Annotated in this window: 10 protein-coding genes; 3 read left to right on the top strand and 7 right to left on the bottom strand. The window is 61.8% G+C overall.

Annotation, left to right across the window (positions count from 1 at the left end; all coding sequences use genetic code 11):
* Window positions 1–325: 325 nt before the first annotated feature.
* Together MPJ51_RS12760 and MPJ51_RS12755 are read right to left on the bottom strand one after the other, a co-directional pair.
* Window positions 326–1,081: a sulfotransferase family protein gene (locus tag MPJ51_RS12760; protein WP_298387207.1), complete on the bottom strand. Its 756-nt coding sequence runs from the start codon at window positions 1,079–1,081 to the stop codon at window positions 326–328.
* A 3-nt stretch (window positions 1,082–1,084) separates the two neighbouring features.
* Complete coding sequence (locus MPJ51_RS12755; RefSeq protein WP_298387205.1) at window positions 1,085–1,921, bottom strand: hypothetical protein; 837 nt, start codon at window positions 1,919–1,921, stop codon at window positions 1,085–1,087.
* 94 nt (window positions 1,922–2,015) lie between these two features.
* Between MPJ51_RS12755 and MPJ51_RS12750 the strand changes: the two genes are divergently transcribed.
* A complete protein-coding gene (locus MPJ51_RS12750) occupies window positions 2,016–2,915 on the top strand; it encodes a LysR family transcriptional regulator (RefSeq protein ID WP_298387203.1) in 900 nt (299 codons plus the stop codon).
* A gap of 3 nt (window positions 2,916–2,918) precedes the next feature.
* Here the strand turns inward: MPJ51_RS12750 and MPJ51_RS12745 are convergent, their stop codons facing one another.
* Genes MPJ51_RS12745 through MPJ51_RS12725 form a run of 5 tightly spaced genes read right to left on the bottom strand, consistent with a single transcriptional unit; the run spans window position 2,919 to window position 10,125 of the window.
* Complete coding sequence (locus MPJ51_RS12745) at window positions 2,919–4,280, bottom strand: aminotransferase class III-fold pyridoxal phosphate-dependent enzyme (RefSeq protein WP_298387200.1); 1,362 nt, start codon at window positions 4,278–4,280, stop codon at window positions 2,919–2,921.
* Between the two features lie 28 nt (window positions 4,281–4,308).
* Window positions 4,309–5,412, bottom strand: a complete 1,104-nt coding sequence (locus MPJ51_RS12740) for a mandelate racemase/muconate lactonizing enzyme family protein (protein ID WP_298387197.1) — start codon at window positions 5,410–5,412, stop codon at window positions 4,309–4,311.
* Window positions 5,409–6,524 carry an enolase C-terminal domain-like protein gene (locus tag MPJ51_RS12735; RefSeq protein ID WP_298387194.1) on the bottom strand — a complete coding sequence of 372 codons (1,116 nt, stop codon included), beginning with the start codon at window positions 6,522–6,524 and terminating at the stop codon, window positions 5,409–5,411. Before MPJ51_RS12735 ends, MPJ51_RS12740 begins: the two co-directional genes overlap by 4 nt.
* A 12-nt stretch (window positions 6,525–6,536) precedes the next feature.
* A complete protein-coding gene (locus MPJ51_RS12730; RefSeq protein ID WP_298387191.1) occupies window positions 6,537–7,631 on the bottom strand; it encodes an alcohol dehydrogenase family protein in 1,095 nt (364 codons plus the stop codon).
* A gap of 19 nt (window positions 7,632–7,650) precedes the next feature.
* A complete protein-coding gene (locus MPJ51_RS12725) occupies window positions 7,651–10,125 on the bottom strand; it encodes an FAD-dependent oxidoreductase (RefSeq protein ID WP_298387189.1) in 2,475 nt (824 codons plus the stop codon).
* A gap of 106 nt (window positions 10,126–10,231) precedes the next feature.
* On the opposite strand from MPJ51_RS12725, the gene MPJ51_RS12720 reads away from it, so the two are divergent.
* Both MPJ51_RS12720 and MPJ51_RS12715 read left to right on the top strand, forming a co-directional pair.
* On the top strand, window positions 10,232–11,119 hold the full coding sequence (locus MPJ51_RS12720; RefSeq protein ID WP_298387186.1) for a MurR/RpiR family transcriptional regulator: 888 nt from the start codon (window positions 10,232–10,234) through the stop codon (window positions 11,117–11,119).
* A complete protein-coding gene (locus MPJ51_RS12715; protein WP_298387183.1) occupies window positions 11,116–12,207 on the top strand; it encodes an aromatic ring-hydroxylating dioxygenase subunit alpha in 1,092 nt (363 codons plus the stop codon). Before MPJ51_RS12720 ends, MPJ51_RS12715 begins: the two co-directional genes overlap by 4 nt.
* The last annotated feature ends 22 nt before the right edge of the window (window positions 12,208–12,229 follow it).

Below are 12,229 nucleotides of genomic sequence, written 5' to 3'. Positions count from 1 at the left end.
TTTTTGGATCCGTCAATCACCGCTTTCTGCTGTGCAATCGCCTGATCTGTCAGTTGTGGTTTGGCTTTCTCCTGTATGGCCATCTCTAGGATGCCCGCACGAGATCCATGAAGATCAGATAACAGACGGTTTTCGCCTACGGCTGATCTGGCGAGGATCGTGGCCAACACGCCGAGAGGTCGAATTGGCCACTTTCCAGTACATCAACGGCCTTTACAATCCGCGTTGACGGCATTCAGCATTGGGTTGGAAAAGTCCTGTCGCTTTTGAACGAAAGGTGGCCTAAACGAGCACTTGGAGCGGCACAAAAACGCGACACTTCCAACTAAGAAATAGGGCAGACCACCCGAACGCGGTGCCGGAACAGATGGTCATAATGCGGCTTCATGCGGCGGTGGACGCGGCGGACGCGTTCGGGGGTGTTTTCCAACTCCACGTATTTGCGTTTTTGCGGTGTCAGGCCGGTGGATTGCGCCAGGTTGGCGTGGAATGATCCGCCATCCCACCAACTGTGGGCGGACGGGTCGCCGCCCGGTTCCCAGCTAAGCGCGTCTTCGAGGAACGGGATGCCGACCGCTTCGCAGAAGGCTTCGGTCGCCGCGTGGGGATCTTCCAGAAGGTCGTCGCTGTCGATCACCGGGGGCGGCGTGCCGTTCAGTGCGGTCAGCAGATCGAACAGGGCGCGTTGTTCGGGAAAGCCGACCTCAAGCTCATCGAAATCCGGCCATTTGTTGTACATGGACGTGATCGTCTTGGCCGGATCACGGATCAGGAAGGCGTGGGTGAAATGCGACAGGAACTCGGCATCCCACATGTGGTTGATGTAATGGGGGAAATCCTTGATAAAGACCGGGCCTTTTTCGGCGCGGGCCTTGATGTCGTCCCAGACGCTTTCCAAAGTCAGGCCGGACGTGGTTTTCTCACCTTCCTTGAATCGGGGCCACAGGGGGTCTTCGCCCTGATACCAGGCCTCGCCAAAGGGTTCGTGCAGACAGTCCAAGTCACCTCGTTGCCGCATCATCCATTCAAATGCGGTCGAGGTGGAACGGGGGACGGCCCAAAGCGCGACGATGCGGTGCATGGTTTAGCCTTTCAGTGCGGACAGCAAGCTGCCCTGTTGCGTTTCCGGGGCAATCCCCAGTGTCTTGAAAATGCGCCAGTAAAGCGCGGTGTCATGGCCGATGACCGGGGTGCCCAGACGCTCCTCCAGTGCGGCCTCGTAATGCACCGGGCGTTGGGCGATCCCATCGGATTCGCGGCGATAGTTGCTCATGCCGTTGATCAGATAGGCGTCCACATTGGGGGCTTGTTCGGCGGTGTAGTCGAAGGATTTCCAGATCAGATCCTCGTCAAAACACCAGATGCAGTCATCGACCTCGGCCTGAGTGGGAAACCAGCCCTGATCGTGAAAGTTTCCGGCCCAGACCACGTCGAACCCAGCCTCTTTCAGGAAACCGACCGTGCCCTGATACCAGCTGTCGCGGTGATAGCAGGCGTTCAGGGCAACTTTCTCTGCGCCGATTTCGCGCAGCGCTTCGACCATCGCGTAGCCTGCCATGTGGAAGGGGGTTTCGTATTTGTCGCTCAGCATTTCGCAATGCTGGCGGATGCCTTCGACGCCCAGACCACTGGCATGCACCCAGTTCGAGCCGACCTGCCCGCAGACATCGGCGCCATTGTTGGCCATGCATTCCAGAAAATCCTCAAGCATGCCAAAGTTCTTTTTGCGCTGGTCCAGCCGGTGGGCATAGTCCGGCACATGCAGCATCCACCCATGCACACCGACGCTGCGCGGGGACATGCGCAGCAGGTCCGAAGGGGCGGCGTCGAAATCATGGGGCGGACAGGTCAGGCCGACCTGATGCGGGAACAGCTTGACCTTGGGGTTCGCCCATTTCGTTGGTTTGACATAATCCTTCATGGCGTGCCCCGTGCTGTCCTTGTTGCGTCAAAGATGGCAGGATCGGTGCCGCTTTCCATTGCTTTTAGGTGCTTGTCTTCATATCAATTTCGATATGGCAGATCGCAAGTATACCCTCCCCTCGCTCAGTTCGTTGACCGCGTTCGAGGCGGCGGCGCGGTTGCAGGGGTTTGCGCGGGCTGCAGAGGAGTTGAACACCTCGCAACCCGCGATCAGCCGTCATATCCGCAATCTGGAAATCCGCTTTGGGGTTGAACTTTTCCATCGCGATCGGACCCCCATTTGCTTGACGCCAAAGGGCAGCCAGTTCTACGCGGCGGTTATACAAGGGTTCGACGCCCTGCAAAGCGCGGTGCAGGGGCTGCAACAGGCGGACAACCGAGTGACTTTGGTCTGTTCGCATTCGGTTTCACATCTGCTGCTGATGCCGCGCTATGGCCGCATCCGGCAGGCTTTGGGCCGTGAGGTTGAGCTGCGGATCATGACATCGGGCTACAATCTGGTGCAGGCAGCGATTGAGACCGGCGGGGATATCGTTTTTGAATATTCCGCCACCGCGCCGGATGCGGATCATGTGGTGGTCTGTGATGAGCAGATCAAACCTGTGGGCACACCGGCGATGATCGCACAGGCCATGCAGGCCCTGTCTGGTAAAGGCACTGCGCCGCCCTTGCTGAAGCTGCAAAAGGACAATTACGGCTGGATGGATTGGGCGGATTGGAAAACCGCGCATCCCGAATTCGCCGACTGGCAGGTGTCGGATGAGTTCGACAGCTATGTCTACCTGCTGGAAGCCGCGTCCATGGGTGCGGGTCTTGGGCTGGGGTGGCGCAGTTTTATCGACTCTTATCTAAGCCGGGGTGAGTTGGTCGAGATGCCGGTCGACTGGTATTCACGCAACACCAAGGTGTTTGCCAAGCTGACCCGCTTTGGCCAGCAGAACCCGATGGCGCGAAAATGTCTGGCCCTGCTAGAGAACCTGCCGGGCCAGTAGAGCTCAGTTGCACTCGCGGTCGGCGATCTCCAGCGTGCGGTCGAGGATGTCCAGCCCGGTCATCATGTCCGCCTCGCTGATGTTCAGAGGTGGGGTCAGGCGGATGACGTTCGAGAAGAAGGACAGGTACAGCCCCTCATTCATCGCAAATCCCATCATATCGGTCATCGGCTTGGCCTCGGCCCCTTTGGCGGCAAAGGGCACCAAAGGCTCGCGGGTGTCGCGGTTCTTGACCAGTTCGATCCCGTTGAACATGCCCTTGCCGCGAATGTCTCCGATCGAGGGGTGCTTGTTCGCCAGCCGGTGCAATTCGGCCCGCATCCTCTCACCCATCGTGGTGGCATGGGCCAGCGTGCCTTCCTCCTGCATCGCACGTATCGCGGCGATGCCCGAGGCGCAGGCCAGCGGGTGCCCGGCATAGGTCAGTCCGCCGGGCAGCGGTGTGTCGCGCAGCCAGTCATGCAGCGCGGAGCTGACCGACATGGTACCCAGCGGCACATAGCCCGAGTTGATCCCCTTGGCCGAGGTGATGATATCTGGCTGCACCCCCCAGTGATCGACGGCGAACCATTTGCCGGTGCGGCCAAAGCCTGCCATCACCTCATCCGCGATCAGCAGGATACCGTATTTGTCGCAGGTCTCGCGGATTGATTGTAGATAGCCATCGGGCGGCACGAGGATGCCGTTGGTGCCGACGATGGGCTCAAGAATGACCGCTGCCACGGTGTTGGGGTTTTCGTACATCAGGATCTCTTCCAGATGCGGGCCGCCTTGGGCCACCGGGCATTTGGCCGGATCGGTATGACCGGTGGGCAGGCGATAGAGGTACGGGTCCAGCATCCGCACCACGCCGGGCATGTCGCCGCGGGTCAGGTGGTGGCGCGGGTCACCGGTCAGCGACAGCGCCCCGCCGGTGGCGCCGTGATAGCTGCGATATCGCGCGATGATCTTGGACCGCCCGGTATAATGCCGCGCCAGCCGGATCGCGGTTTCATTCGCCGCCGCTCCACCGGAGGTGAAAAAGGTCGAGGTGATGTTGGGCGGTGTGATCTCGGCCATGATCGCCGCCAGTTCCGAGCGCACGTCCGAGCCCATCGCCGGGCCGATATAGCACAGCCGGTCCGCCTGATCCTTGATCGCCTGCACGATCTTAGGATGTTGGTGGCCCAGATTGGCATTCACCAGCTGCGACTGGAAATCCAGATATCGTTTGCCGTCGCTGTCCCAGAACCACGACCCGCTTGCGCCGGTGATGACCGGTGGCTTTGCCCCCTGCTTCGACCAGCTTTGCAGATAATGGTTGGCGTGCATCTCCTGCACCCAATCGGGATCGTGGGCGGGATAGGTGTTCGAGAGGTCATCCATGGTTCTGGTCCGTTGGCTAAGGCGCTCGTCAGTCGAGAATGGCCCGGGGCTGGCCCAGGGCGTCGGGATCGGGTGTCACGCCCAGCCCGGGGCCTTCGGGTGGGGCGATGCGGCCGTTGCGGCGTTCGGGTGCTTTGGCAACCAGACGCGGGCCGACATAGTGGGACAGATCGCAGGTGTTCATGATCCCGCGTTCGGGCGTCGCTGCGGCCAGATGCAACAACGCGGCGGTGGTCACGTCGCTGCCCCAGGTGTCCTCGATACACATCTGCGTGCCCAGCGACAGACACAGATCGCGGGTGCGGCGCATCGCCGACAGCCCGCCCATTTTCGAAAGTTTCAGTGCCACCGCATCCATGCACCCGGCCTGATGTCCGGCCAGGATCGAGGCGACATCATGGGCGCTTTCGTCCAGTTTCATCGGCAAGCCGGTGGCGGCGTGGACATGAGCGCATTCATCGATTGTGGGGCAGGGCTGTTCCAGCATGACATCCAGATGCGCCACCGCGCGGCCCACCCGGGTGGCGGTCAGCGCGTCGCTGCCGCAATTCCAGTCGCCGTAGACCAGCGGCCCATCGCCCACAGCCTCGCGCACGCGGGTCAGGCGTTCCGCATCTGCCTGCCAGTTGTTGTCGGCCCCCAGCTTGACCTGAAACTGCCGCATCCCCTGATCAAAGGCGTCACGTGCCATGCGCGCCATCTCCTCCGGCGCAACGCAGGTAATCGAATGATAAAGGGGCATGTCGGGCACCGCCCGCCCGCCCAGCAGCGCATAAAGCGGCAGGTCGGCGGCCTGCGCAGTCAGATCCCACAGCGCGGTGTCGATGGCGGATTTGGCGTAATCGTGGCCGATCAGATACCTGTTCAGACGCTCCATCAAAGCCTCGGGCCCAACCGGATCGGCGCCAATCAGCACCGGGGTCAGTTCCTCCAGCGCGGGGATCACGCCTTTGGCATAGGCGGGCAGGTAGTGGGGGATGGGGCAGACCTCTCCCCACCCGGACAGGCCGGTGTCGGTGTCCAGCCGCAGGATCACCGACAGGGTGGTGTCGCACGTCTTGCCCGCGGCCATGTAATAGGTTTCGTGGCTGGTCAGCGGGACTTCCCACGCCGTGATACGGGTGATTTTCATGCGGAAACCTCATAGCTTGCAACGGGCGCGCCCAAGGCACCCTCATCAGGATGCACGCCCAGCCCGGGTGTTTCGGGCAGATGCAGATGCCCGTTGATATTGCGCGGCCCACGTCCGCCCGCGATATCCAGCGTCAGCATGTCCTGACAGGCCCAGACCGCGTGGCAGTTCACATCCGGGATAGTGGCCGCCAGATGCAGCGCCTCGGTATCGGCCAGCACCGAGCCGCCCGTGGCCATCACAAACATGTCGATCCCATGCGCAAGCGCCACATCTCGCATCCGCGCCGCCTTGGTCAGCCCGCCCACGCGGTTCAGCTTGATGCCAAAGACCTCGGCAATCCCGTCCCGCGCAATCCGTGTGGCATCCTGCAAGGTCACAAGGCTTTCATCCACGCTGACCGGGGCCGCGTGTTTGCCCGAAATGGCCGCAATGTCGTCAAGCGTTTCCCCGGGCTGTTCGAACATCACGCGCAGGTCTTCGGTTGCCCGCATGACCCGCAGCGCCTGCTGCCGCGTCCAGCCCCGGTTCACGTCATAGAGCACGATTTCACCGGGTTGCCGGATCGACTCGACGTCGCGGATACGGGCGATATCCCGCTCGACATCGCCGCCGATCTTCACGGAATGCGCGACGTACCCCCGCTGGCGATAGCGTTCCATGACCTCGCGGGTTTCCTGCGCGGTCTTGGCCCCAACAGATGAGGCTATCGGCTTTGGAGTGCGCGAGCCCCCACCCATCAGATCGGCAATCGGCAGGCCTGCGGCCTGACCGGCAATGTCCCAACAGGCCATATCGATGGGGGATTTCGCATAAAGATGCCCCGGCAGCGCCAGATCCATGGCCCGTTCGACATCCAGCACCTTGCGCGGGTCCAGTCCCAATACAAATGGGGCCATCGTCTCGATCCCTGCCCGGATGCCCGGCCCGTGGGCTGGCACATAGGTATGCCCCCAGGGCGTGCCTTCGCCCCAGCCGACAAGCCCCTCATCCGTGTCGATACGCACGAAGGTGGCATCCAGAACCTCAAACTTCAGCCGCCCGCCGGACAGCCAGTAGGGGTGGGCTAGCGGCAAATCCTGATGATAAACGGTGATGCGGGTGATCTTCATTCCGGCAGTCCTTCAGGGCGCGACGACGATATTGCCGACGTGGGTTTTGGCCATAAAGGCCTCTTGCGCGGCGGCCAGATCGCGCAGCGGATAGGTGGCGGCCAGCAGCGGTTTCAGCGCGCCGGTCTCGATCATGCCTACGACGCGCTGCATGGTGCCGGGCGGGCAGATGGTGGCACCTGTCAGTTGCAGGTCCTTGTAAACAAGCTGGCGCAGGTCGAACTGGGCCATCTGCCCGGCGATGCAGCCCGAGGTCGAATAGCGCCCGCCCTGCCGCAGCGCGTTGATCAGCGGCATGAACATCGGCGCGCCCACCACATCCAGCGCGATATCCACCGGTCCTTGGGCAGCGTCGCGAATGGCGGCCTCAAGGTCGGGCGCGTTGCGGTCGATGACTTTCGCCGCGCCGAGGTCCTGTAGCAGCGCCGCCTTGGAGGTGCTGGCAACGGCGATGACCTTGCAGCCGCGCAACCGGCATAATTGAATGGCGGCCGAGCCGACCCCGCCCGATGCGCCGGTGATCACCACGATCTCACCGGGACGTGGCGCGGTGCGCTGGATCAGGTTCTCGGCGGTCGTATAGGCGCAGGGGAAAGTAGCTAGTTCCGCATCGCTGAGCGGGCTGTTTATGGCCACAGCATTGGCTGCGCGCACCTTGGTGTATTCGGCAAAGCCCCCGTGGCTCTCGGACCCGAAATAGCCCGAGTTTTCGGGGTTCAGCCAGTCGCCATGTCCCAACAGCCACGGGTCGATCATAACCCGCTGGCCAACCCGCGCTGGGTCCACACCTTCACCAACGGCAACGATCTCTCCGGCGACATCCGCGCCCTGAATGACAGGGAAGTCCAGCGATCCGCTGCCCCAGCTGCCGTCCTCGGCATCCGCCTGATCGAACCCACCGGCCGCCCCGCTGCCAAGCACGGCATCGACGGATTTGGAATACCACGCCGTGCGGGTGTTGATATCGGTATTGTTCAACCCGCAGGCCCCGACCTTGATCAGCACCTCTTCGGCATCTGGCTGGGGCGTGGGCATGTCGGTATGGACCAGCTTGTCCAGCCCGCCATGGCCGGTCAGAACAACGGCTTTCATCATCTGCGGGATCATCCCGGCCCTCCTTCCGAGATTAGGCCGGATGCAGCGCCACATCGGTGCGCGGGCGGTCCGAGGTCGGATCATATGCCGCCTCACCCAGAATGCGTCCCTTGCGGGGTTTGCCTGCGATGATAACCTCGACCTCGGTCCCCGGCACGTTGGCGTGGGGTTTGATGTAAGCAAAGGCGAGGATTTTGCCGACCGCATGCCCATACGCCACCGAGGCCGTGGCTCCGACGACCTCGCCATTCAGACGAATGGCCTCGCCACCATGGCCGTCTTCGACCCCGTCCGGCTCAATCTCCAGATAGGCGCAGATCCAGGGCAGATCGCCTGCTTCGGCACGGGCTGCGCTGGCGCGGGTGGCCTCGGCCCCCAGATAATCCTTGTCGAGCCGGATGAACCGCCCGACATTCGCCTCGGGCAGGGTGACCTCATTGGTCAGTTCCCCTGCGCCGGGGAAGGCTTTTTCCATCCGCAGGCTATTCATCGCGAAAGAGCCGTAGTTTTCGATCCCATGCGCCTGACCCGCCGCCCAGAGCGCGTTGTAGACATCGATGCAGGCGGCGTCGGGCATGTGAAGCTCCCATCCAAGTTCCCCGGCATAGGACATGCGGAAGGCCCAGACCTGATGCCCGGCCACGGTAATTTCCTGCGCCGAAAGCCAGCGGAACCCGGCATTGGTCAGGTCGGCATCGGTGCATTGCGCCAGCACATCGCGCGATTTCGGGCCGTTGAGGGACAGGGCCGCCCAATCCTCGGACAGTGACGTGATGGTGACGTCTTCGCCATCGCGGTTATGCGCCAGATGATCCATCAGCCGCTGTTCGAAAAACGCTGCACAAACAAGATAATACCGGTCGGCAGCCATACGCACGATGGTGGTCTCCAACTCGATCCGGCCCCGGCGGTTCAGCATATGGGTCAGGGTGATCGAGCCATCCTTTTGCGGCATCCTGTTAGCCGTCAGCCGGTCCAGCAGGGTATGGGCGTCAGGCCCCGAGACCTCGACCTTGGTAAAGGCGGTGACGTCCATGATGCCGACGCGCTCGCGCACGGCCTTGCATTCGTGGGCCACCATGTCGAACACCTCGTTGCGGCGGAACGAGTAATGGTCGCGCTGTTCCACCCCGTCGCGGGCGAACCAGCGGGGGCGTTCGTGGCCAAAGACCTCCTCATACACCGCGCCCTTGTCCTTGAGGATATCATAGAGCGGTGAGGGTTTGATCGGGCGGCCCGCCAGACGGTTGAAATGCGGGAAGGGGATTTCGTGGCGCAGCTTGTAATCCTCATGCGCCTTGATCACCTGCCAGTCCTTCTGCGCGTAGCTGCCGAACCGGCGCGGGTCATAGTCGCGCATGTTGATGTCGGCTGCGCCATGCACCATCCATTTCGCCAGTTCGCGGGTCAGGCCCGGCCCCCAGCCGATGCCGATCTGGGTGCCGCAGCAGCACCAGTAATTCCTGACGCCCGGTGCGGGACCCACCATCGGGTTGCCATCGGGCGGGTGGCTGATCGCCCCATGCACCTCGCGCGTGATGCCAAGATCGGCAAAGATCGGCATCCGCCCCAGCGCGTTTTCCAGCCATGGCATGACGCGATCATAGTCGGCCTCGAACAGCCAGTTCTCGTATTCCCACGGGCATTCGTCATGCCAGACCGAGTTCGAATCCTCTTTCTCGTAAATCCCGATCAGGCCCTTTTTCTGCTCCATGCGGATATAGCCGGACACCAGCTTGTCATCGCGCACCACCGGCAGTTCGGTGTCCAGCGATTTGAACTCCGGCACATCCTCGGTCACGAAATAATGGTGCGTCATCGAGGTCATCGGCAATTGCAGCCCGGACCATTCGCCCATCTGACGGGCATAGGTGCCGCCCGCGTTGACGACATGTTCACAGATGATGGTGCCCAGTTCGGTCTCGACCACCCACTCGCCGGCGGCGTTTTGGGTGATGTTGGTGGCGCGGCAGCGGCGGAAGATTTGCACACCTTTCTGGCGCGCGCCCGTCGCCATGGCCATGGTCACGTTTGACGGGTCCACATGGCCGTCATCGGGGGTGTATAGCGCGCCCAGCACACCGTCGAGATTATAGAACGGGTGCTTTTCGGCGATAAATTCCGGCCCGACCAGTTCGATATTGAACCCCAGCGCCCGCCCGACCGACAGGGTGTGGCGCAGCCAGTCCATCTCATCCTCGGTATAGGCCAGCCGGAACGACCCGCAGCCATGCCATGTCACGGCTTGGCCGGTCTCTTCTTCCAGCGTCTTGGAATAGAGCCCGATATTGTAATCCACCATCTTGCCCAGTCCGTAAGAGCTGGTGGAATGGGTGATTTGCCCCGCCGCGTGCCAGGTCGATCCGCTGGTCAGTTCGGCCTTTTCCAGCAGCACTGTGTCCGGCCCCCAGCCTTCGTGGCCCAGATGATAGGCCAGGCCGCAACCCATGACGCCTCCGCCGACGATAACGACCTTTGCCCGTGCTGGCAGTTCCTTCTTGGACATCGCAGATTTTCCCGTTCCAGAGTCGCAGAATTCGATGGACACGCTAGTGATACGAATGTACCAATGTCAACAACAAAGGGTATAAATGTACATACCGGATGAGACGATGACTGGCACAAATGTTTCAAGCGCCGTTCTGGGGCGTCTGTCGGACGAGTTGAAGCTGCTGACGCCCGAGGCGCAGAAGGCGGCGCGCTACGTTCTGGAAAACCCGCGCGAGGTCGGTGTCTCTACCGTGCGCGAGATTGCCGAGGCCGCCCGCGTCAAGCCCAACACAGTGGTGCGTATGGCCCGGCAGGTGGGGTTTGAGGGGTACGAGGACTTCCGCGAACCCTTCCGCGACGCGATCCGCCGGGGGGCAGTGTCTTTCCCCGACCGCGCGCGCTGGTTGCAGGGCATCCGACGCTCGGGCGATATGGGAGAGCTTTATGCCGACCTGCTCAGCTCGGCCATGCGCAATATCGAGGAAACTTTTGCCGGGATCGGGGCCGATCAGTTGCAGGCGGCCGCCGAGGCGATCTGGGGCGCGCGGTCGGTTTATACCCTGGGGGTGGGGGTCAACAACTCGAACGCCTCGAACTTTACCTATCTGGCGCGCACCGGCATGACCGAGTTTCACGCCATTCCCCGGCCCGGGTCCACCGCGACCGACGATCTGGCCTGGGCCGATGGGCGCGATGTGCTGATCGCTATCACCTGCAGCCCCTACCGGACAGAAGTGGTCGAGGCCGTCGAGATCGCCCGCAAGCAGGGTCTGGTGGTGATCGGCATCTCGGACAGTCCGGCCAGCCCGGTGATCCTGTCGGCGCAGCACCGGTTTGTCGTCTCGGTCGATACGCCGCAATTCTTTCCGTCCTCGGTATCGACAATCGCGCTGCTGGAAACGCTGCTCAGCTTCGTAGTTGCGGTGTCCAGCGATGAAATCGTCGAACGGGTCGAGAAATTCCACGAACGCCGTCATCAGCTGGGTCTCTATCAGGAGGATCTGTCATGAACGCCGAACCGATCCGCTCGCTTGAGGCGCGCTACTATACCGATCCGGGGATCTTCGAGAATGAGATGAACGGGCTGCTGGCGCGGACCTGGCAATATGCCGGGCATGCGGCGGATATTCCGAACGTGGGGGACTATTTCGCGTTCGAGATCGCGGGTCAGAACCTGTTTGCGATCCGCGGCCGCGACCATGTGATCCGCACCTTCTACAACGTGTGCCAGCACCGCGCGCATGAGATGGTGACCGGCACAGGCAACACCCGCGTCGTGGTATGCCCGTACCACCAATGGACCTATGAATTGACCGGCGGGCTGCGCGCCGGGCCGAACATCAAGAAGGTCCCCGGTTTTGACCGCGAAAAGATCTGCCTGACCGAGGTGCGAACCGAGGATTTTCTGGGTTTCATCTTCGTCAATCTCGACAATGATGCCGCGCCGATGGACGACTGGTTCCCCGGCGTGCGGGACGAGATTGCCGAATTCGTGCCTCAGATCACTGATCTGGCCCCGCTGGAATGGGTCGAAATCCCCGAGAACTGCAACTGGAAGGTGTCGATCGAGAATTACTCGGAATGCTATCACTGCCCCACGAACCACCCGACATTTGCTGAAGGTGTGGTCAAGCCCGAGACCTATGACATTCAGCCCGATGCGGGCGGCGGCTATGTCCTGCGTCACACGACCGAGTGTCAGAGCCTCGACAAGATGACCTATCCCATCGATCTGGACAGCAATCCTCATGCCGGGGATTACCAAAGCTGGTTCCTGTGGCCGATGTTCTCGTTCCAGTGTTATCCCGGCAACGTGCTGAACACCTATCACTGGCGGGCGAATTCGGTGGATACCTGCACCGTCTGGCGTGGCTGGTACACCGAAGGTGGTTGTGAAAGCGACGTGATCCGTGGGCTTGCGATACAGGACCGGCAGACCACGGTCGAAGAAGATATCCGGCTGGTGGAATCCGTGCATCGCGGGTTGAAGTCCAAGGGCTATCGTCCGGGTCCGCTGGTGCTGGACCCGGCCTGCGGTGTGATGTCGGAACACTCGATCCAGCGATTGCAGCAATGGATGCGCGAGGCGGTCGATTGAAACGGTTCTGAAAGGGCAGGCC

The sequence above is a fragment of the Ruegeria sp. genome (assembly GCF_028066395.1).
GTDB lineage: Bacteria > Pseudomonadota > Alphaproteobacteria > Rhodobacterales > Rhodobacteraceae > Ruegeria.
Note: the sequence above shows the minus strand (reverse complement) of the source record. Positions and strands in the feature narration are given on the sequence as shown.

Coding starts and splice junctions, on each gene's coding strand:
- MPJ51_RS12760 (WP_298387207.1), bottom strand. CDS start 1,081: ATGCACCGCATCGTCGCGCTTTGGGCCGTCCCCCGTTCCACCTCGACC.
- MPJ51_RS12755 (WP_298387205.1), bottom strand. CDS start 1,921: ATGAAGGATTATGTCAAACCAACGAAATGGGCGAACCCCAAGGTCAAG.
- MPJ51_RS12750 (WP_298387203.1), top strand. CDS start 2,016: ATGGCAGATCGCAAGTATACCCTCCCCTCGCTCAGTTCGTTGACCGCG.
- MPJ51_RS12745 (WP_298387200.1), bottom strand. CDS start 4,280: ATGGATGACCTCTCGAACACCTATCCCGCCCACGATCCCGATTGGGTG.
- MPJ51_RS12740 (WP_298387197.1), bottom strand. CDS start 5,412: ATGAAAATCACCCGTATCACGGCGTGGGAAGTCCCGCTGACCAGCCAC.
- MPJ51_RS12735 (WP_298387194.1), bottom strand. CDS start 6,524: ATGAAGATCACCCGCATCACCGTTTATCATCAGGATTTGCCGCTAGCC.
- MPJ51_RS12730 (WP_298387191.1), bottom strand. CDS start 7,631: ATGATCCCGCAGATGATGAAAGCCGTTGTTCTGACCGGCCATGGCGGG.
- MPJ51_RS12725 (WP_298387189.1), bottom strand. CDS start 10,125: ATGTCCAAGAAGGAACTGCCAGCACGGGCAAAGGTCGTTATCGTCGGC.
- MPJ51_RS12720 (WP_298387186.1), top strand. CDS start 10,232: ATGACTGGCACAAATGTTTCAAGCGCCGTTCTGGGGCGTCTGTCGGAC.
- MPJ51_RS12715 (WP_298387183.1), top strand. CDS start 11,116: ATGAACGCCGAACCGATCCGCTCGCTTGAGGCGCGCTACTATACCGAT.